This is a genomic window from Shewanella sp. MSW (assembly GCF_007636515.1).
GTDB classification, from domain to species: Bacteria; Pseudomonadota; Gammaproteobacteria; order Enterobacterales; family Shewanellaceae; genus Shewanella; species Shewanella indica.
Window position 1 is genome coordinate 310716 of the sequence record NZ_LVDR01000005.1, and the last position, 19592, is coordinate 330307.

Sequence of the window (19592 nt, forward strand, 5' to 3'; positions counted from 1 at the left end):
TATCATGATGATCAAGCAGACGGGACATCCGGGTGCAGTTCAAAGTCTGTCGCAGGCGGTAGCCGGCAATAGACCTCCGGAGCGTGCCCAGCAAACCGTTGAGACTCAAAATGAAATCCTTGTCAGCCCATCCAGACAGTTGCTCGAGTTTGACAGCCAAGCCCTTAATGACAAATACCAGCAAAGAGGGCAACTGAAGCGGGAAACTGCCGGTCATTCAGACGCAATCGCCCTCTATCTCCATACTCAACACGCCGCGCAGCGTGACGCTATCTCAGCCATGGTGGGCATAGATGTCTACGCCTGATAGCCCCGCCGATAACGCGTTTGTAAAACCTTGCCATTCTGCGCAATTACCGGGAAGAGGCCAGTTTCTGCTGGAACTCTTGCTGGCCTTGATGTTGACTCATTTGCCCTATGTCTCAGTGCCTTTTAAATGGCTGGAAAGCTATTTTCATGAGTTGTCCCATGCGCTGGCAACGCTGTTGAGCGGCGGGATTGTCAGCCATATCCAACTCTTTCCGAATGGCGCCGGTTTCTGTTTCAGTCAGGGCGGTTGGCCGCTCCTTATCGGCTTCAGTGGTTATTTGGGCGCGGCCTTTTGGGGCTGCCTGCTTTACCACCTGGCCACTTGGCCGCGGGGGATCCGTGTAAGTTTTGCCTTTATCGGCGCCTTGGTGCTGCTCACCATACTGCTGTGGGGGCGGGACTTACTTACCCTGAGTATTCTCATTAGTCTGAGTGTATTGTTTCTGCTGCCGTTGAAATTTAGCGGCAACCGACTGCTCAGCGGTAGCCTGCGCCTGGTGGCCTTGATGGTGATGCTCAATGCGCTCGCCAGCCCTGCCGTGTTGCTGGGGCTGGACGACAGGGGGGATGCGGTATTGTTGGCCGAGCACAGTTGGGTGCCTGCGTTCGTCTGGGTATTGCTGTGGTTCGCTTCCGGCTTATTGGCGCTGCTGCTTTGCTGGCGCCGCATAGATGGAAAATCAAACTGATCCTTGGCAAGTCTGCCGCTCACTGTTAGCTTGAACTCCAATCTTATTTGGCACCAGTGCGTGCCAAAAAGTCGTGTCGGCGGGTCTGTTGCCGCAGCATAAGTCCAGATTCAAAGGAGAAGGGAAATGGAATACAAGCAATTCAATCGTAAGCTGGCAACGCCGCTTGGCAAGGCGTGGCTATTGGCTGGCATGCTGCTTGGCAGCGGTGCGGCGCAGGCCGGCGAACAGGCGTTGCTGGAGGCGGTTAACAGTGACTTTCGCCGGGAAGCCAATGTCGAGCGCGACCAATATCGTCATCCAGAACAGACGCTGGCTTTTTTCGGGATCACGGCGGAGCAAACCGTGATTGAACTCTGGCCCGGCGGCGGTTGGTACACAGAAATCCTGGCGCCCATGTTGGCGGATAAGGGGCAGTATATTGCCGCCGGTTTTAACACAGAGCCGCAAGAGGACACCCAGGGCAGCCGTTATCGGGCCAAAGCGGGCAAGCGTTATCTTGAATGGCTGCAAGCTCACCCCAAAGAGCTCGGCAAAATCAAACAGGTGGTTTTGGATCCTCCAGCACAGGTAAAACTGGGAGAAGATGCCAGCGCCGATACGGTACTGACGTTCAGAAACCTGCATAACTGGGCCAGTCAGGGGCAACTGCAAACCGTGTTTCAGGCTGCCTTTAATGTGCTTAAAGATGGCGGCGTCTTTGGAGTGGTTGAGCACAGGGGCAAAGCCGGTAATGGCCCTGACAGCGGTTACATGATGCAGGATGAGATGATAGCACTGGCAGAAAAGGTCGGCTTCACCTTGGAAGCCAGCAGTGAGATCAATGCCAATGCCAAGGACAGTAAGGATTACCCTAAAGGCGTTTGGACCTTACCGCCGACATTGCGATTGGGTGAGCAGGACAGGGACACTTATCTCAAGATAGGAGAAAGTGACCGTATGACACTCAAATTTATCAAAAAAGCGAACTGATACACTGACAACAGAGGCATTATGTGGCAACCTTCCGCCCCCGTAAAAGCACTGAAGCTCCCGCTGCCGCACCTCACGCTGGCGGCACAATGCTGGGGAGCGGAGGATAAGCCGCTGTTACTGGCATTGCATGGATGGCTGGATAACAGTAACAGCTTTGCCCCTTTGGCCGAGAAGCTGATGAATGATTATCGTATTCTTGCCATCGACTGGCCGGGACATGGTTTATCGGATCACAGGCCAGGGCGTTATCCGCTGCACTGGATTGATTATCTGTATGATCTTGAGCTGCTGCTGGGCAGCTTGGCCGGTGATGCGCCAGTCACTTTGTTGGGGCACTCGCTGGGAGGGATTGTCGCCAGTGCTTATGCCGCAGCGTTTCCTGAGCGTGTCGATAAGTTACTGTTGATTGAAGCCTTTGCACCTCTTTATGAGGCGGTGGAGCAGGCTAAACCCAGGCTGAGAAAGAGCTTTGCTGCCCATAAGCGTATGCTCGGCAGCAAACGTAGCCAAGTGGTTTATGACAGTATTGAACCGGCCATCAAAGCCAGAGTGCAGTTGACCGGACTGGCCGAGCCTTGGTCCAGATTATTGGTGACGCGCAATATGCAAATTGATGCATACGGCGCCAGATGGCGCAGCGACCCAAGGCTAAGGCTCGACTCGCCGATGCGACTTTGTTTTGAGCAGGTAGCATCCCTGATGCAGGGAATAGCCATCCCCAGCTTGCTTATCACGGGTGAGCAAGGATTTCCCGGATTGGTGCAGAGTTTACCCCAGGCCCGCGCCTGGTACAGCGAGTTGCAAGTAGTGCAACTCCAAGGGGATCACCATCTGCATATGGAGAATGCCGATGAGGTAGCGCAAACTCTGGCCGGATTTCTCCAAGGTAGAAAATCCAATCCGGGGGACTAGGCAAATAAAAGCTTTTATGTGATGATGATCAAAATTTTAAACGCCCGTATGATTTTTGCGGCGCGAAAGTTAACTACCAAGAGTCGAGGCCCAAGGCCTTAATAAGAACTTTATAAAAATACTCAGTGCTTTGCCCGCAGACGCTGCGGGCTTTAACGACAGAGAGAGTCGTTTCCGCTGAAGACGGAATTTTAGGAGAGATTTGTGGACCAGCCCTGGATTAACAGTTTGCCTGCCGACGTGCCTGCCGAAATTGATACCAGCCGCTATGCTTCCTTGCTGGAGATGTTGGAATCAGCGGTCAATACCTACGCCGATCAACCCGCCTTCGTTAATATGGGCGCAACCCTGACGTACCGAAAACTGGAAGAGCGCAGTCGTGCCTTTGCCGCCTATTTGCAAAATGATCTCAAATTGCAGAAGGGCGATCGGGTGGCGATCATGATGCCAAACCTGCTGCAATACCCCATCGCTCTGTTTGGTGTGTTGCGAGCAGGCATGGTTGTGGTCAATGTCAATCCGCTCTATACCCCGAGAGAACTCAAGCATCAGTTGGTCGATTCTGGCGCCAAGGCGATAGTGGTAGTGTCCAATTTTGCCAGCACGCTGGAGCAAGTGGTCGATCAAACTCCGGTCAAAAACGTGATTATCACTGGGCTTGGCGATCTTTTGAGTACCCCAAAGGGTACCCTGGTTAATTTTGTGGTGAAGTATATTAAGCGCCTGGTGCCCAAATACTCATTGCCACACGCCATATCCATGCGTCGTGCGCTTCGGGCGGGTAAAAAGGCGCAATACGTCAAGCCTGTGGTCAAGAGTGACGATATCGCCTTTTTGCAGTATACCGGTGGTACTACAGGTGTTTCCAAGGGGGCCATGCTCAGCCATGGCAACATAGTTGCCAACGTATTGCAGGCCAACGGTGCCTATGCCCCTTTGCTCAACGACGGCAAGGAGTTTGTGGTAACCGCCTTGCCGCTTTATCATATTTTCGCCTTAACTGTGAACTGTTTGCTGTTCCTGCATAAAGGCGCCAACAACTTACTGATCACTAATCCCAGGGATATCCCGGGATTTGTGGCCGAACTCAAGAAAACACCTTTCACTGCTCTCACTGGGGTAAACACCTTGTTTAACGCCCTGGTCAACAGTGAAGAGTTTGCTGCTTTGGACTTCTCCCGCCTCAAACTCTCGATTGGTGGCGGTATGGCGGTGCAGCGCGCCGTGGCCGACAAATGGCAGAACATCACCAAGACCCGCTTGCTCGAAGGCTATGGCCTGACCGAAGCTTCACCTCTGGTTGCTTGCTGCCCTTATGATTTGGCCGGTTACAACGGCTCTATCGGCTTGCCTGCGCCCTCGACACAAATTCAAGTGCGTAGCGATGATGGTCAGGTGTTGCCTCAGGGGGAGACGGGCGAACTTTTTGCCAAAGGGCCTCAGGTGATGCTTGGCTACTGGCAACGTCCGGAAGAAACGGCCAAGGTGATCGACAAGGATGGTTGGCTGGCCACAGGCGATATCGGCTATATGGATGAAAAAGGCTTTTTCTATATTGTCGATCGCAAGAAGGACATGATCCTGGTTTCCGGCTTCAACGTTTTCCCCAATGAAGTGGAAGAGGTGGTGGCCTTGCATCCCAAGGTGGTTGAAGTAGCCGCCGTGGGTGTGCCACATGAGGTCAGTGGTGAACTGGTGAAGATTTTTGTGGTTGCAAAAGACAAATCTTTGACCGAGAAAGAGCTTATCAAACACTGCCGCCATCATTTAACAGGATATAAGGTGCCGAAGCTGATAGAATTCAGGGACGAATTGCCGAAAACCAATGTAGGAAAGATCCTGCGCAGAGAACTCAGAGATGAGGCCAAATCTGCATAATATAGAGAGCCGGCGCCAGCCGGCTCTTGTGTTTCCGAGACCTGGAAACTCGCGCAGGATGGGAGTTGAAGTTGCAAGATTACCTGTATGTAAAAGATGACGCCACCCTGGCACAGTTGGTAGCTCAATACCGTGAGGCTGAACTGCTGGTGCTGGATACCGAATTTGTACGCACCCGCACTTATTATGCTTGTTTAGGGCTTATTCAGGCCTATGACGGCAAGACTCTGGCGCTGATAGACCCTTTGGCCATCTCGGATCTGTCGGGCTTCTGGGCCTTGTTGACCGATGAGAAAATCACCAAGTTGTTGCACTCCTGCAGTGAAGACTTGGAAGTGTTTGCCCGCCAGGGCTTGTGCCAGCCCAAGCCTTTGTTTGACAGCCAATTGGCGGCGGCCATTGCCGGCCTGGGTCATGGCCTGGGTTATGCCAAGCTGGTACATGAATGTCTGGGAGTGGAGCTTGACAAGGGCGAGTCCCGTACTGACTGGCTAAAAAGGCCGTTATCAGAGGCGCAGCTCAGCTACGCCGCCAATGATGTCTATTATCTTTACCAACTCTATCCCCAGTTGCAGCAGAAACTGCAGCAGCAGGGCAGGATTGAGTGGGCATTGGAAGAGAGTCAACGCATGACCGAAGGGCGTCTGGATCCGCCGGATGAAGACACGGCCTATCTTAGGGTCAAGAACGCCTTTCAGTTGAGTACACCCCAATTGGCTGTGCTCAAGGTACTGGCGGCCTGGCGTTTGCGTAAGGCGTTGGCAAAGGATATGGCGCTGGGTTTTGTCATGAAAGATCATGCCCTTATCGGTTTGGCCAAACGTCAGCCCAGAGGGATCAATGACGTGCTTGCCATGAAAGAGCTGACGGATCATGAAAAGCGTCTCTACGCCAAAGACGTGCTCAAGGTTATGGCCAAGGCGGATATGAGTAATCTACCTGAGCCCTTGGATGTGCTGGCGCTCAAACCAGGGTACAAGAGCGCTTTCAAGAGCATTAAGCAGTGCTTGAGCGAGGTTGCAGAATCCGAAAGTGTGCCTATGGAGTTGCTTGGCTCCAAGCGCCATATTCATGAATATCTTGAGTGGATATGGGACGGTAAACAGGGACCCACTCCCTTGGTGTTGCTGGGATGGCGCGGCCAACTTGTAGCTGATAAATTGGCGAAATTGGCTCTCTGATCCAGGTTTGACTTATATTACTTTGGTACTTAGATACACTTGACTGGTAAATTTTTGGCATTCCCTTCAGGGAGCCGCGTTGTATGTTTTAGCGCGGTTTCCATGAGGGGAATGCCATAGATAAACACAGGTGTTTTTACACGCTTTGGCAAATGGCGCCTACCTGGAAAAATAACGCCGTTGCTTTGTTGTCAAAACTGGGCGATGAGCTCTTTTTGACGTTCGCTTTGCCTGGTGAGTTCCTTTCCGTGATGGCTTGCGGCTTCACTGTTATCGGTTAAACAGCCAACGCCCTGTTGTAACTGTTCTGAATGGCGGTGTAACTGTTCTACCACACAGGCTTGCTGCTCGGTGGCAACGGCTATTTGCTGGCTATGGGCGGCAATTCGGCCCAGTGCACTGGTGGCTTCGTCCAACCGTTGCGCCAACTTTTGCTCCAGTTGCAGACTTTCTTTGGTCAGTTGCTGGCTGCGCTCCATCTCGGTCACTGTCTGGCGACTTTGCAGACTGAGCTCGGCAATAATTTGATGTATTTCACCGGCGGATTCAGCGGAGCGCATTGCAAGGTTACGTACCTCATCGGCCACTACGGCAAATCCGCGCCCGGCTTCACCGGCTCGGGCCGCTTCGATAGCCGCATTGAGCGCCAGCAGATTGGTTTGATCAGAAAGTTGTTCAATCACTTCCAGCACAGTGTTTATACTACTGCAGCGTTTGTCCAATGCCAGCAACTGTGCTTCAACCTTCGCAAGCAGAGCGGTGACTTCGCTGTTGGCGGCGCGGCTGGCGACCAGAGCTTCTAGAGTGTGGCGGTTGCTTTGTTCAAGTTCAGTCACCTCGTTGGCCGTTTCGGCTGATGTATCAGCAATCTCGGTCACGGCACCTCTGAGCTCGTTGATGGCATCACCTTGCTGTTTCAGGGCGCCGGTTTGCTGTGCCAGTTCGCGGTAGTTGGCATCGACGGCGGCCTGATGGGCACTTAAACTGTTATCGAGGATCTCACCGCTGTCTTTTATCCGTCCTGTGATGGCGAATATCTCGGCCTGCTGCATTCTCAAACTCAATTCCAGCTCGGCGAGTTCATCTGTGCTGTTGCAGTAAATAGCCTGCATCAGTGGATTATTCTGTACTCCGCGGCTGAGTTGACTGACATTATTTAACCTTTGTTTGAGCCTGAAAAGACTCCAGCCCATCAAAGTTGCCGCTGCGCTGACCGGCACAAGTAGCCAGAGACCGCTTAGCCAGGGCAGGGTCACCAGGGATAGCAGTGATGCGCCCCAACAGAGCGCTAGCTTTGCCGTTAGCCCTATTCGAAAGCGTGGCAGTATCGATTTTCCTTGATTGATGGCCTGGTAGCAGTTTTCGGCTCTGGCGATAAGCTCAGGGCTCGCCTTGGTACGTACTGATTGATACTCAACTATTTTACCCTTGCGGCGAATCGGGGTGACGTAGGCGTTGACCCAGTAGTGACCGCCGTCTTTGCGGCGATTTTTAACCAAGCCCATCCAGCTGTTGCCATTTTTGACTTGATGCCAGAGATCGGCAAACGCCGCCTTGGGCATATGAGGATGGCGCACTATGTTGTGACCATGCCCCAAGAGTTCCTCACGAGAAAAGCCGCAAAGATCAATAAATTCTTGATTGATATGGGTGATGCGCCCTTTGAGATCTGTGGTGGATAGAATGCGGGCATCTTCCGTCACAGGTGTTTCAATGTCGGTAATGGGCAAATCTCTGTTCATCGTGTTTGTTTAAGCTGGATTAATACAGCGGACGATTATCAACAAAGAGAAGTGTCAAATTTGTGACAGGGCACGAATGGATTATGATTGTAATATAATAACTTGCAAAAGTTTGAACAGGATCATAAGCGGCACCTTGGGTGCCGCTTGAGTAGGAGTTTTTATCAGGTCTTGACCCGGGTCACGTCCACGAATAGGGTCAACATCTGTCCGGGTTGCAGGTACTTACTGGCTTTGAGCTGGTTCCATTCCAGCAGATCATTCACACTGACATTGAACTTGCTGGCGATTCTTGCCAACGAATCACCGGAGCGAACCTTATACTTCACGGTGCGCATTACGGCGTTGGCACTCTGGGATTTGCCGGAAGCTTTAGTCCAGATGGTCAGTTGTTTGCCGGGACGCAGCGGCGTTTTGGTCGAGATCCCGTTCCATTTCACCAGCTCGTTGACACTGACGCCATTATCCTTGGCTATCTGCCACAGGGAATCACCGGACTTGACCAGGTAGCTGCGTTTGCTCTTGCCGGACTTATTCTGACCCAGGCGTTGCTCCTTGGAGAGCGGGTAGGCCGATGCGTCCTTGAGGGCGACCGGGATCAACAGGTGCTTGCCAGCGACAATATTGTTGCCACTAATGCCGTTGACCGAACGAATAACATCGATACTGGTATGATGCTTCTTGGCTATTACTCCAAGAGAGTCACCCTTGCGGATCTTGTATCTGAGCCAGTTGAGGCGCTCGCTTGGCGCTGTACTGGCCAGGGCGATTTCAAACTCTTTGGCTTTGTCCAGCGGCAGTACCAGCTTGTGTGGCCCTTCCGGCGCTGTGGCCCAGCGATTGAAGCCTGGGTTGAACTGTTGCAGTTCATTGACTTCCATACCGGCAAGGCGCGCTGCCAGGGCCAAGTCTATCTGGCTGCCGACATCGACCACTTCCAACTTCTGTTCGTTGGCGATCGGTGTCAGTTGGATACCATATTTATCGGCATTTTTGACGACATCTGCCAGTGCCAGCAATTGCGGAACATAACGCTCGGTTTCCTTGGGCAGCGACAGCGACCAGAAGTCGGTAGGCTGTCCCTTTTGGCGGTTGCGCTTGACCGCATTCAACACCCGACCTTCGCCTGTGTTATATGCAGCTATGGCATAGAGCCAGTTCTCGCCGGTCTTGTCGTAGAGGTATTCCATCATATTCAGCGCTGCGGTTGTGGCTGCCGGAACGTCGCGGCGTCCGTCATACCACCAGTTGATCTCCAGGCCAAAATGCAGCGCCATGGGCGAGGTAAACTGCCATAATCCTGAGGCGGCACCATGGGAGTAGGCGAAAGGATCGAAGGCACTTTCCACTATCGGCAGCAGTGCCAGCTCCATCGGCAGTTTGCGCTCTTCTATCTGCTCGACGATCAAATACATAAAGGGAGCAGCCCGTTCAGAGATCTGCTCCAGGTGTCTTGGATTATCTATGTACCATTGACGGTATTGGCGCACCAGCTTCTCATCGGGAACCGACATATTGAGTTGGTTGCGGATCCGCTGCCACACGTCAGTGACAACAACTTCCGGCTCGCTGATGACTTGTGGAGCCTGAGTAATGATCGGAGCCGGGGTGGCCTTAACCGGCGTTTTGGCAGTAGACTCCGGCGCTTGAGACAGCAGCTGACAGCCGCCAAGCAGGGAGAGGCTCCCCGCCAATATAAAAAATCTGATTTGCTTCAAAAACAGCAATCCTCGAATGATGGCCTGAACAGACAGGCAAACGCACATCAAACGGAAACCCGGGATAGGCCTGGTCCCTTGGCCCGGGATTGTACCTTGGGTGATACTTTTACCCTGGTTTGGTTTCCGTGGTGAAAAAGAAGCGCCGTTACTGAAAGCCAAGTATTGTTATTTAAAACAATTAGATAAATATATCTTGGCTGAGCGTTGTCATAATAACGACACAAAAAAGCGGCTTATTGTAACCCGGTTTTCAGAAATTGTCTTTCCATTGCCTGAGAACTGCAAAGCGGCTCACGGGATCATGGCAGGGCTGACCGCTGTGGGATTCGAGCCTGCTCTGCAGAGTGTTCTTTTGGCAGCGCATAAAGGGGTTGATGGCCTTTTCACGACCAATAGTGGAGGGGAGTGTAGGCTCTTGCTGCTCGCGCAGCGCTTCGGCGGCAAGTTGGTAGTCAGCCAGTGCCTGGTTGTCCGGCTCAACGGCTTTGGCAAAACGCAGATTGGCCAGAGTATACTCATGGGTGCAATACACCTTGGTGCTGTCATCGAGGGCAGCAAACTGACTCAAAGAATGGTACATCTGCTCGGCGCTGCCTTCAAACAGGCGACCGCAGCCGGCGCAGAATAGGGTATCGCCGCAAAACAGCGCATCGTCAATCAAATAAGCGATATGATCCAGCGTGTGCCCGGGAACCTTAAATACCCGGCATTCAAGAGCAAATCTACCTTGCCCTGGCTCAAGCCGATATTCACCTTCCTCTGTTAGTGGCTGGGTAATGCCTTTGATGGCCGGATTGGCTGGTCCGTAAACCGGGAGCGAGTCAAAAGTTTCCGTCAATGCCGGAATGCCACCGGTATGGTCGCTGTGGTGGTGAGTTATCAGTACTCCGGCTAAAGTCAGGTTATTTCGCGCCAAAAAAGCCAATACCGGCACGGCATCACCCGGGTCGACCACCCAACAACTATCACCTTGGGGCGCCACTATGGCCCAGATATAGTTGTCATCGAAGGCGGCTATGGGCGTTATCTGAGGCTGGGGATGGGTGATATGGACGTTGGACATAAGCTCAAGGCTCCTTTAAGTCGGCGGGATCAGTTTCAATTTTACTGAGCCTCATACTTGCTTGTATAGGGGATTCGTTATTAAGCTGAGGCTAGAATGGCTTAACCGGAGTATCTATGCCTCTCTCGTCTGAGTCCAGACCCAGTTCCTGGGATAGTTTGCCCGCCGGTGAGACTATCAAACGTGAACTGGAAAGCAAACTGGCCTATTGGTGGCCCAGGGTGTTTGGTTATCATCTGTTGCGCCTGGGTGCCTTAAGCCGCGAACTCGAGATCAAAAACTGTCCGGTCTGGCATCAGTTCTCCCTCTTCCCTGATAAAGGTGCTTCGATAGTTGCCGATTTTGCCTCGCTACCGTTGGCGCCGGCCAGCATAGATGCAGTAGTGATGAACCTGGTGCTGGAGTTTGAGGCAAACCCTTACCGGATTTTGCGTGAAGCCGACAGGGTGCTGGTCAGCGGCGGCTATCTTTTTATAGTAGGAATTAACCCCTTCAGCTGTGCCTTTTTTGGCAAGTTGCTGCCCAGATTTCAGCAGGCCTTACCCTGGAGCGGCCATTTCTTTATGCCGGCCAGGATTAAAGATTGGCTCGGGCTCCTGGGGTATCAGGTGGTGCATGACGAGCGGCTCTTATACCATTCGCTGCTCAGCGAATCCGCGCCGTTGAAAATATGGCATCATTGGCAGCAAAAATGGCTGCCGGGTACCGGCTCTCTGTATCTGTTGGTGGCCCGCAAGCTGGATTCGCCGTTAACCCCCTTGGGGGATAAACGCCGCCAGCGGATCCCAGGTTGGCAACCCACGCCGACGCCGGGATTCTCCGGCAGACAATTGGAGCGCGACACTAAAGAAGAGCAATAATTTTAATGCGTATTACCCTGAAACAGTTGATGATTTTTGAAGCCGTGGCTCGCAGTGGTCAGGTAGTTAAAGCGGCCGAGCGGGTTAACCTCTCCGCGCCGGCCACATCTATGGCGTTGTCGGAACTTGAAAAGCAGCTCGATACCCGCTTATTCGAGCGTATAGGCAACCGCTTGCAACTTAACTCTCAAGGCAGCCTACTGCTGCCTCTGGCCAGCGATGTACTGCAGCGCATCGAGCGCATAGAGCAGGCGTTTACCCCGAATAATCACGAATTGGCCGGTATGTTGAATGTCAGCGCCAGCTCTACCATAGGTAATTTTCTGCTGGCCAAGGCGGCGGTGGCATTCAGCCAGCAACATCTTCAGACTCAGGTCGACTTGGCGATAGACAATACCCGCAAGGTTATTCGCGATGTGGCCGAGTTTCGCGCCGAGTTGGGCTTCATTGAAGGTTACTGCCTCGATAGTCGTATCGCCGTATTGCCCTGGCATCAGGACTGTCTCAAGGTATTCTGCCATCCGGCGCATCCGCTGGCGGGAAGCAAGGTCTCGCCAAGCGAGCTCAAGGGGCTCTCCTGGGTATTAAGAGAAGAGGGCTCAGGCACCCGGGAGTACTTTGTCGATGCTGCCAACCGCCTTGACCTGCAGCCAGAGGCCCGTTTCTGTTTTCCAACTCCCGATGCCATCAAACAGGCGGTGAAGCAGGGCGCCGGGCTCGGAGTTTTGTCCGAGCTGACACTGGATAAAGAGCTGGCCCGTAGAGAACTGGCGTTGGTTGAGGTGGAGGGGCTGGCGCTTGAGCGGCCGTTTTACCTTATTCGCCACAAGAGCCACAGCCTGACGCCATTGGCGCAGGCCTTTATCGACTTTTGCGGCAAATTTTTGAAACTCAAGACAGTCGCGGACAAAAGGATTTAGAGGCTGGCCTGATAACCCTTATCGATTGTGGCAGGGTTGGCCTCGGCGGCTTCGCGGGCCAGGGCATCGCAACGCTCGTTCTCCGGGTGTCCGGCGTGGCCCTTGACCCAGCGCCAGTCTATCTGGTGTTGTTGCGTGGCCTTATCCAGCCGCTGCCAGAGATCGACATTTTTCACCGGCGTCTTGTTGGAAGTGACCCAGCCTTTTTTCTTCCAGCCGTGGATCCATTGGGTGATCCCCTGGCGCATATATTGGCTGTCGCTGGTCAGCACGATTTTACAAGGCTCTTTCAGGCTTTCCAGCGCGATAATGGGGGCCAGCAACTCCATGCGGTTGTTGGTTGTCAGGGCAAAGCCACCGGAGAGTTCTTTGGTATGTTGTTTATAACGCATGACGACACCATAGCCGCCGGGGCCGGGGTTGCCCAGGCAAGAGCCATCGGTGTATATCTGGATCTGTTTCAGTTCGCTCATCAAGTTGTTACCATATCCGGCAAATGCGGGCGAGTATACCCGTAAATTCACTCAGGAAGCTGCAAAAAATAGATGAATATCATATCGAATGCCAGTCGGCAGATCATTCTTGATACCGAAACCACAGGTATGAACCAGGGCGCAGGCCCCGTCTATCAGGGCCACAGGATCATTGAGATAGGTTGCGTGGAAGTGATTAACCGCCGCCTGACAGGTCGCACTTTCCACCAATACATCAACCCTGGCCAACCCATTGATGAAGAAGCGATTGCGGTTCATGGTATTACCAATGAGAGAGTGGCCAACGAGCCAAGATTCCATGAAATTGCCGCCGACTTTATCGCCTTTATTCAAGGGGCTGAGATTGTTGCGCACAACGCCTCGTTTGACGTGAGCTTTATGGATCATGAGTTTTCCATGACCAATCCCAGGGGGCCGGTGACGGCGGATATTTGTCAGATCCTCGACTCCCTGGCCATTGCCAAGTTTTTACACCCGGGGCAAAAGAACAATCTGGACGCCCTGTGTAAGCGCTACCATATAGACAACTCCCGTCGTGAATATCACGGCGCTTTGCTCGATGCCGAGATCCTTGCCGATGTATATCTGGCGATGACAGGTGGCCAGACCAAGTTCAACCTTTCCAGCGATCAAGCAGGGCAGGAAGCCGGTGGCATCATGCGTCTCGATACCAATCGCGCAAAACTTAAAGTGATCGCCGCATCGGCCGATGAACTGAATATGCATGAGCAAAGGCTCGATTTAGTTGCAAAATCAGGCAAGTGCCTCTGGCGCGACGAGCCACAACCTATGGATTGAAGCAAATAATGGGATTGAGACCAGCGCTGGGCCTCATGGCGTGTCTGCTGCTTGGCTTCGGGGGGGCGACAGCTGCCGAGATTGTCCCCAAGGAACAGGCTTCAGAGCTTAAGAATCGTTTTCGGATCGATCATATGGTCGACAGAATCGTACTGCTGGTGCAGCGGGAATACGGCTCCGCCCCTGTGGTGGTGGTCTTGCCCGATGGCAGTAAATGGTATGCCTCGCGCCACCCGGAGAATGTCAAGTGGACCGATGGGGTTACAGGCGACATGATTTCGGTGGAAAACCCTGTGCCCGGCCCTTGGCAGCTCATTGGTAAAGTCGTGCCCGGCTCGCAAATTACCCGGGTGTCAGAGTTGGGTATTGAGGTGGATGAGCTGCCTCAACCTCTTTATCAAGGTGAGCGGCTTAAATTGACCGCCCATCTCACCGGTGATTCGCTGAGAATGCGGCTGCCTGGGCTTGAATATCTATTGAGATGGACCGCGCGTTTTGCCTCTTCCCATCAACCTGGAGATGAAAACTTTGCTGCCGGTACCCTGATTGTCGGCAGTTATCAGGATAATGGTGAAGCGCTGGATGAAAGGCCTGATGATGGCACTTTCACTGCAAACATTAACCTCGACCAGCCCTGGGGGGATTACACCCTGCAGGTCAATGTGCAAAACGATGTGTTTGAACGGGAGTTTAAACAGGCATTTAGGCTGGAGCCTAGTCCTGTGGATATCAAGGTGCTGGAGCCGGACGATCCTCTGACTCAGCCCTGGGGCCTAATGCTGAGGGCCAACCCTGATATTCTGCGCCTTGAGGAAACCTATTTTGATATTGAACTCTTGGGACCGGCCGGGTTGCAATTACCGCTTACTGTACGTCAGCCCAAGGAAGGTAGCACACAGCTTGTGTTGCCCCAAGTGAGTGATTTTGGCAGTTACCGCATCAAGGGTACTGTCTTCAGTACAGATAAACAGGGAAGGGAACTGGTATTGAGCCTGCCGGAGCGTTTCTTCAATTTCGTTGAGCCTCCCAAGCCGCCACCGAGCGCCGAAGAGATGGCCGCCAGGGCTGCAGTAATAGCAGCCAAAGAAGAGGCGGCAGCCAAAGAAAATGCCCTTTACCTGATCATAGGCGGTAACGTTTTGCTACTGCTGTTTGGGGTCGGCGCCATTCTGTTTTGGCGCAAGCGCCAGAGTTTGAAACAGGCCTTGGCTGTGGCTGAGGCCCAAATGCTGGAACAGCAGCAGTCCAGGCCTGAGGTTGATACTTTACCGGAGATCGATTTGACCTTGCCGGATGAAGATGAACAAAAATCAAACAGAACACTTTGATTATTAGTAGTTTGCTGTTTTTTTGGCTGCTTGAGAGCCGATTAAAGAAAAAGTTGTTGACGCTGGCATAGGCTCTACGTATTATTCCCGGCAACTTGAGTGGAGCGGTAGTTCAGTTGGTTAGAATACCGGCCTGTCACGCCGGGGGTCGCGGGTTCGAGTCCCGTCCGCTCCGCCAATCAAGTCAGCCAGTTAAAACTTTATTGCCCAGGTGATAAAGCAGAATTTTGGAGCGGTAGTTCAGTTGGTTAGAATACCGGCCTGTCACGCCGGGGGTCGCGGGTTCGAGTCCCGTCCGCTCCGCCAACATTCATCAAGCCTAAGCTTTTAAATAGCTTGGGCTTTTTGATTTTTACGCTTTCCACTTCCTCATGTCGCGGTTTGTGACCGTGACCAATTCGTGACCATTCGGTGACCCAATCCCAGTTTTGGCCGAGTGTCATTTCCTTAGCGCTTGCCTCTTTCAACATCAGCGATTTTGCCAGTTTTGCGCCGGTCGCATTGCCTTCCTTTGAAATGTGAACAAGATATTTCGAGTACCTTGTCATCAAGCTAGTTTATTGCGACACATGTTGACGCATAGGCATGTATACTTAATCCGTAAAATGAATAAGGAGCAGGCTATGTGCGGTTTATGTTTGGAGCAGGGGTTTGTCTATCGCTTCGTCACCGAAGGGTTCGATGCGGTTGAGAAGGCAGACCCAGAGTTTCCGCATTACTGGTTTGAGTTCAGCAATGATTGGGTTGCCATTATCGAACGATTCAAGAAGCAACCTGACTCCGCTCTGGATAATCGAGTGCTGTGGGCCAGGCTCTTTATCACTTGTTTTGAAAAACCGCTGAGTGAAAGACAACGGGCCCTTTGGCACCATCTTTCAGAAGATCTTGCAGGAGATTTACCCGAATATCCCACACTGTCGTTTCAGCTTGATGAGGCGAGTCAATTCCCGCTCGGGATCGCGGCTTACATCGGTCAGCAAGGGCTTAATCATACGGCCTTGCTTGCCGAGGCGACCGCTCTGCTGGAGCGCCATCTTCTGCGTGCCCATTTCTGTGTCACCATGCTTAATTGCCTGGGTGTCAACAGTGGTTGGGAACTTGGCGATAAGGAGTATGGCAAAAATCGAGATATATTCCTGGATTCTTGCTGGCATGAGTTTCGTCACCGGCTGTTTGCCTGCGCTCTGCTGCTTACCTGGGCGCCAGAAAGCAGCACTCTCCAACGTTTTGCCGTTGCCTCGCCTCACTATGTGGTGGATTTTCTCGCGCTGGAATACCGACTGCAGCGTTGGCTGCTGCAGCTTTGCTATCGCGTAAAGGGCGCGGCCTTTTTAGCCGACAATGCGGCGTCCTTGTTGCCGGAGCATCTGCTTTATTTACTGCAAACTTCCTTAGCCAATGTGAGCGAAATCAGTGCGGTCAGTCAGGCTTACCTCACTGCGTTAGAAGGGCAAATGGTTTTGCATCCTCCGCACTATGGTGAGCAGGCCTTAAGGGAGGCATTTGAGATGCTTTCACAACGTGCCTTGAGCCGGTAATCACAATTCATTCCCCATAAGCAGCCCCCATAAGCAGCTTGGCGAATTCGCTATGGCAAACTTTCAGAAGGAAGAGAAAATGCGGTCAAAAACCTCATCACAGTATGCTACGGCATTGCGCGACTATCTGCTGGCTAAGCACAGGGTTGGCAGGCTTGAAACTGCCTATCGCAATCACGAAAGCCTGTGGGTGCAGGAGTGCGTCGATTTGGCTGAACTCGCCGACTGGCTTAGGGATGAAGACTACAATCCCTGGGGCGACTTTTGGGATGTCACTGCGCTTGGCCGGACGGTATTTGAGTGCTGGGACAATCCGCCTTGCCAGGGGGCGCGAGAAATTCTGATGCTTTGCAGCACTCGAAGAGGTAAAGAGAGTATCAGCAAAGACTCGCCTTTTTATCCATGGTGGAAACGCTTTGTTGAAGGGCGCCAAAGTCTGCTGAGCTGGCTTTGCGAAGATAAAGGGGCAGATTTTAATCCGGCTGAACTGCTCTTTCATGCCGAAGCGCTGCTCGACAAGCATTGGCGACGCACCGAAAAGCGTTGCAAAAGGTACTCAGGCGATCCGCGGCTCTTATTAGCAACGCCGTGGTTTTTGACCAAGCAACATCAAAGCAGCTTAACACTTCCTAAAAAGCCATCACGCTCGCAGATGCCGAATAAGGCATTTGCAAAAGACTTTTTGCCGCTGATGCTGGCGGCAAGGCTGGTGATGCACTTTTTTCCGCAAAGCGGCTTGCTGCAAGGGCTTGCGCTGCAAAGTCAGTATCAGCCTAAAACCAACGAGGAGTATGAGTTGTACTTAAGGCGCTTGCTGCTCAAACATCAGGTCACACGGGATGGTGCGGGCTTTATCAAACGGCATCTGCTGGCCTTTAGCGGCGAAGAACTCTTGTATCTGTGCGATGTTGCCAAGCTCGCTGACGATGAGCTTAAGCAGATTGTGACGCTGTTTGATGCAATGCACGATCCCGACCTACATTGGGATGAATATCTTGATAAATCAGAATATCTTGAGTACTTTCAGCGCTTGTTTCCAGCGGCATTTCAGCACAGGGATGAGGTGAGTCATGTCATCGAATAAAGCCGGCGATACGGCGAACAGAATGCTTTGCTTGTGGCAATTGTTGCCCGAAAAGGGCAACGGTGTGGATGTTGCCGGCTTGATTGCCAAGCTTGGCGCCATGGGTATTGAAGCGCAAACGCGCACAGTGCAGCGGGATCTGAATGCGTTGGCGCAGCGCAATTTGGCACTCTCAACACAAGATGGCCGTAAGTTTCTTTGGCATCGCCGTGAGCCTCCAAAGCCGATGACACAGGCGGAAGCCCTGACTCTGATGCTGTTTGAGCCCATGCTGGCCGTGATGCCCAAGCAGATGAAGCAAGGGCTTTTGGATAAATCCGCCGAGGCGAAGGCGCTGCTTGCCAAGGCAAAAGTCCCGTACAGCAATAAAATAGCCTGCTACTCGGGGGACAACGTATATCAATCGCCGGAAGTTGCCGATTCGCTGCTTACGGTTATTCAGGAAGCACTGCTTGCTGACCACTGCATTGAGGCCAGTTATCAGGCAACCCAAAAGGCGGAAGCCAAAACCTACCTGCTTGTCCCTTTGGCGCTGGTGCTGCGCGGTCGGGTACTGTATCTGGTGGCTAGTGAAGCAGACCAGGACCGCAGCGATACAAAAAGGGCGTTAGGCAGTGAACGCCGCGCTCAACCCAGTGCGCCAAAACTCTTTGCCATACACAGATTTAAGCAGGTTGAACGCAGTTTTGAGCGCTACCCGCGGCCAGCGAATTTTTCGTTGAGTGAATACCTCGATTCCGGTGCCATGCAGTTTTCTGATGGTGGCCGTATTCACCTCGAAGCCAATATTCAACCGCAGTTGCAATTCTATCTCAACGAAACGCCGCTCAGTGACGATCAAACTCTCACGCCCCTTGAGGATGGTCGCTGGCGCCTCTCCGCCACGGTATTTGATGGCTGGCAGCTTAAATGGTGGCTTAAAGGGCAGGGGGCCAATATCGAAGTGATATCCCCCGAGCCACTGAGAGCAAGTATGATTGCGTCCCTTGAGAAGGCGCTGATGGCCTACAAAATGACAACGCTGTAAAAAATGTTTGATGGCCGTTTTTCTGCGACACAAGTTGACGCAAAGCTTTGCACAACAACAGGCGGAAGTCGCTTTTCGTCCTTGTTCATTGTGTGGAGCACCTTATGCCTCAATCGACTTTAACGGATACCGAGCCGGTATTTTTATCCGCGGATAATCTCGCCACCACAATTAATGCGCCGCAGATCCTGGTGATAGGGGTGGGCGATCTGGGTTGTTACATAGGCGCGCATCTGGTCAAACAACATCAGGCGGGAGTGGGTGGACTGCTGGTCAGTCGCAAGCCAAGCCTGCTGAGTACCAACGCCAGCTTTCTGCCAGGCTTTGCAGTTCCAATTCCAGCCGTTGCAAGCGCTCATAGCGCTCGGTAACGATATTAATGTAATGCTGAAAGGTGATTTTAGTAGCACTTTGAGGAAAGCTGATATCAGCCAGGTGGCGTCGATAGGCCTCGGTCCAGTTTTGCCGACCAGTGCAGGGATGACCATGACGCAGCAGAAAGGATTTCAGCCGTTGCCGTGCCTGGCGCAAATCGAGCATGGCACCTTCCCGACAGCGGATAAGGTCGCGGATAGCTTCATCCCGCTCATCCGGAACATAAATAGAGTGCAAATCGCCGCTACGCGCTAACCTGGCCAATGTCATGGCATCGCGTTTATCGGTTTTGACCCGGTCGCCCGGAGCTTTGGGGATGAGTGCCGGCGCTACCACCCAACATTCAATGCCACGGCGCAACAGATGACGATAGAGCCAGAAGCCACAGGGACCAGCCTCATAGATAACACAGAGCTTACTGGTCTTGGCTGTTTGATTCTTAATGAGTTTATCGAATGAACGCAGGTTGGTTGGGATTGTGCCATGGTAATGCACGGTCTCAGCAGACTTATCAGAAACCCAGGCCACGTCAGTGGTCTCCTTGTGTACGTCCAACCCGATAAAAAGTGTGTTAGCTTTAGACATGTCGGCCTCCTGTGATTGTTTGCCTATTGGATCAACAAACAGTGTGGCTCTGGTTTAACTAATCCACGAGAAAACACGGAGGCCGACACCTGCACAGGGAATCATTATGTCTA

18 protein-coding genes and 2 tRNA genes are annotated in these 19592 nt (G+C 52.6%); 15 read left to right on the forward strand and 5 right to left on the reverse strand.

What is annotated here, in order from left to right; translation table 11 throughout:
- The first annotated feature begins 4 nt into the window (after positions 1-4).
- From AYI96_RS07810 to rnd, 6 genes are all read left to right on the forward strand, one after another.
- The gene (locus tag AYI96_RS07810; protein WP_144361352.1) at positions 5-307 is read left to right on the forward strand and encodes a hypothetical protein; all 303 of its coding nucleotides are present in this window, start codon (positions 5-7) and stop codon (positions 305-307) included.
- Complete coding sequence (locus AYI96_RS07815; protein ID WP_144361353.1) at positions 294-998, forward strand: M50 family metallopeptidase; 705 nt, start codon at positions 294-296, stop codon at positions 996-998. Before AYI96_RS07810 ends, AYI96_RS07815 begins: the two co-directional genes overlap by 14 nt.
- Positions 999-1124: 126 nt before the next feature.
- Entirely contained in the window at positions 1125-1970 is an 846-nt protein-coding gene (locus tag AYI96_RS07820; protein ID WP_144361354.1) for a class I SAM-dependent methyltransferase, read from the forward strand.
- Between the two features lie 21 nt (positions 1971-1991).
- Positions 1992-2885 (forward strand): alpha/beta fold hydrolase, encoded by an 894-nt coding sequence (locus AYI96_RS07825; protein WP_039033215.1) that lies wholly within the window; start codon positions 1992-1994, stop codon positions 2883-2885.
- A 204-nt stretch (positions 2886-3089) separates the two neighbouring features.
- A complete protein-coding gene (gene fadD / locus AYI96_RS07830) occupies positions 3090-4763 on the forward strand; it encodes a long-chain-fatty-acid--CoA ligase FadD (RefSeq protein WP_039033214.1) in 1674 nt (557 codons plus the stop codon).
- A gap of 71 nt (positions 4764-4834) precedes the next feature.
- Positions 4835-5944 (forward strand): ribonuclease D, encoded by a 1110-nt coding sequence (gene rnd / locus AYI96_RS07835; protein ID WP_071476600.1) that lies wholly within the window; start codon positions 4835-4837, stop codon positions 5942-5944.
- Positions 5945-6135: 191 nt separating this feature from the next.
- Here rnd and AYI96_RS07840 read toward each other — a convergent pair whose 3' ends face one another.
- The 3 genes from AYI96_RS07840 to gloB form a co-directional block, all read right to left on the reverse strand.
- Positions 6136-7686 carry a methyl-accepting chemotaxis protein gene (locus AYI96_RS07840; RefSeq protein WP_144361355.1) on the reverse strand — a complete coding sequence of 517 codons (1551 nt, stop codon included), beginning with the start codon at positions 7684-7686 and terminating at the stop codon, positions 6136-6138.
- 164 nt (positions 7687-7850) lie between these two features.
- The gene (locus AYI96_RS07845) at positions 7851-9404 is read right to left on the reverse strand and encodes a LysM peptidoglycan-binding domain-containing protein (RefSeq protein WP_234501033.1); all 1554 of its coding nucleotides are present in this window, start codon (positions 9402-9404) and stop codon (positions 7851-7853) included.
- 253 nt (positions 9405-9657) lie between these two features.
- Positions 9658-10470, reverse strand: coding sequence for a hydroxyacylglutathione hydrolase (gloB, locus tag AYI96_RS07850; protein WP_039033213.1), 813 nt, complete (start codon positions 10468-10470; stop codon positions 9658-9660).
- 116 nt (positions 10471-10586) lie between these two features.
- Between gloB and AYI96_RS07855 the strand changes: the two genes are divergently transcribed.
- Positions 10587-11330: a class I SAM-dependent methyltransferase gene (locus AYI96_RS07855; protein WP_039033212.1), complete on the forward strand. Its 744-nt coding sequence runs from the start codon at positions 10587-10589 to the stop codon at positions 11328-11330.
- Between the two features lie 5 nt (positions 11331-11335).
- Positions 11336-12250 carry a LysR substrate-binding domain-containing protein gene (locus AYI96_RS07860; protein ID WP_144361357.1) on the forward strand — a complete coding sequence of 305 codons (915 nt, stop codon included), beginning with the start codon at positions 11336-11338 and terminating at the stop codon, positions 12248-12250.
- Here the strand turns inward: AYI96_RS07860 and rnhA are convergent.
- On the reverse strand, positions 12247-12723 hold the full coding sequence (gene rnhA, locus AYI96_RS07865; RefSeq protein ID WP_071476599.1) for a ribonuclease HI: 477 nt from the start codon (positions 12721-12723) through the stop codon (positions 12247-12249). The two genes, AYI96_RS07860 and rnhA, sit on opposite strands and share 4 nt — an antisense overlap.
- A gap of 72 nt (positions 12724-12795) precedes the next feature.
- On the opposite strand from rnhA, the gene dnaQ reads away from it, so the two are divergent.
- The 7 genes from dnaQ to AYI96_RS07900 all read left to right on the forward strand — a co-directional run bounded on the left by dnaQ (position 12796) and on the right by AYI96_RS07900 (position 18519).
- The gene (gene dnaQ, locus AYI96_RS07870; protein ID WP_039033209.1) at positions 12796-13542 is read left to right on the forward strand and encodes a DNA polymerase III subunit epsilon; all 747 of its coding nucleotides are present in this window, start codon (positions 12796-12798) and stop codon (positions 13540-13542) included.
- Positions 13543-13577: 35 nt separating this feature from the next.
- Complete coding sequence (locus AYI96_RS07875) at positions 13578-14870, forward strand: TIGR03503 family protein (protein WP_409928940.1); 1293 nt, start codon at positions 13578-13580, stop codon at positions 14868-14870.
- 101 nt (positions 14871-14971) lie between these two features.
- Positions 14972-15048 (forward strand) — tRNA-Asp (locus AYI96_RS07880).
- Positions 15049-15099: 51 nt separating this feature from the next.
- Positions 15100-15176 (forward strand) — tRNA-Asp (locus AYI96_RS07885).
- A gap of 317 nt (positions 15177-15493) precedes the next feature.
- A complete protein-coding gene (locus AYI96_RS07890) occupies positions 15494-16408 on the forward strand; it encodes a hypothetical protein (RefSeq protein ID WP_144361359.1) in 915 nt (304 codons plus the stop codon).
- Positions 16409-16487: 79 nt separating this feature from the next.
- Entirely contained in the window at positions 16488-17492 is a 1005-nt protein-coding gene (locus AYI96_RS07895; RefSeq protein WP_144361360.1) for a hypothetical protein, read from the forward strand.
- On the forward strand, positions 17479-18519 hold the full coding sequence (locus tag AYI96_RS07900) for a helix-turn-helix transcriptional regulator (protein WP_144361361.1): 1041 nt from the start codon (positions 17479-17481) through the stop codon (positions 18517-18519). The genes AYI96_RS07895 and AYI96_RS07900 overlap by 14 nt, the downstream gene beginning before the upstream one ends.
- A gap of 273 nt (positions 18520-18792) precedes the next feature.
- Here the strand turns inward: AYI96_RS07900 and AYI96_RS07905 are convergent, their stop codons facing one another.
- Complete coding sequence (locus tag AYI96_RS07905) at positions 18793-19479, reverse strand: transposase (RefSeq protein ID WP_144361362.1); 687 nt, start codon at positions 19477-19479, stop codon at positions 18793-18795.
- Between the last annotated feature and the right edge of the window lie 113 nt (positions 19480-19592).

Bases quoted from the DNA above. Each gene is read 5' to 3' on its own strand.
- AYI96_RS07815 (WP_144361353.1), top strand. From the start codon at position 294: ATGTCTACGCCTGATAGCCCCGCCGATAACGCGTTTGTAAAACCTTGC.
- dnaQ (WP_039033209.1), top strand. From the start codon at position 12,796: ATGAATATCATATCGAATGCCAGTCGGCAGATCATTCTTGATACCGAA.
- AYI96_RS07855 (WP_039033212.1), top strand. From the start codon at position 10,587: ATGCCTCTCTCGTCTGAGTCCAGACCCAGTTCCTGGGATAGTTTGCCC.
- AYI96_RS07875 (WP_409928940.1), top strand. From the start codon at position 13,578: ATGGCGTGTCTGCTGCTTGGCTTCGGGGGGGCGACAGCTGCCGAGATT.
- gloB (WP_039033213.1), bottom strand. From the start codon at position 10,470: ATGTCCAACGTCCATATCACCCATCCCCAGCCTCAGATAACGCCCATA.
- AYI96_RS07825 (WP_039033215.1), top strand. From the start codon at position 1,992: ATGTGGCAACCTTCCGCCCCCGTAAAAGCACTGAAGCTCCCGCTGCCG.
- AYI96_RS07900 (WP_144361361.1), top strand. From the start codon at position 17,479: ATGTCATCGAATAAAGCCGGCGATACGGCGAACAGAATGCTTTGCTTG.
- AYI96_RS07905 (WP_144361362.1), bottom strand. From the start codon at position 19,479: ATGTCTAAAGCTAACACACTTTTTATCGGGTTGGACGTACACAAGGAG.
- AYI96_RS07895 (WP_144361360.1), top strand. From the start codon at position 16,488: ATGCGGTCAAAAACCTCATCACAGTATGCTACGGCATTGCGCGACTAT.
- AYI96_RS07820 (WP_144361354.1), top strand. From the start codon at position 1,125: ATGGAATACAAGCAATTCAATCGTAAGCTGGCAACGCCGCTTGGCAAG.
- AYI96_RS07890 (WP_144361359.1), top strand. From the start codon at position 15,494: ATGTGCGGTTTATGTTTGGAGCAGGGGTTTGTCTATCGCTTCGTCACC.
- AYI96_RS07840 (WP_144361355.1), bottom strand. From the start codon at position 7,686: ATGAACAGAGATTTGCCCATTACCGACATTGAAACACCTGTGACGGAA.
- AYI96_RS07810 (WP_144361352.1), top strand. From the start codon at position 5: ATGATGATCAAGCAGACGGGACATCCGGGTGCAGTTCAAAGTCTGTCG.
- rnhA (WP_071476599.1), bottom strand. From the start codon at position 12,723: ATGAGCGAACTGAAACAGATCCAGATATACACCGATGGCTCTTGCCTG.
- AYI96_RS07860 (WP_144361357.1), top strand. From the start codon at position 11,336: ATGCGTATTACCCTGAAACAGTTGATGATTTTTGAAGCCGTGGCTCGC.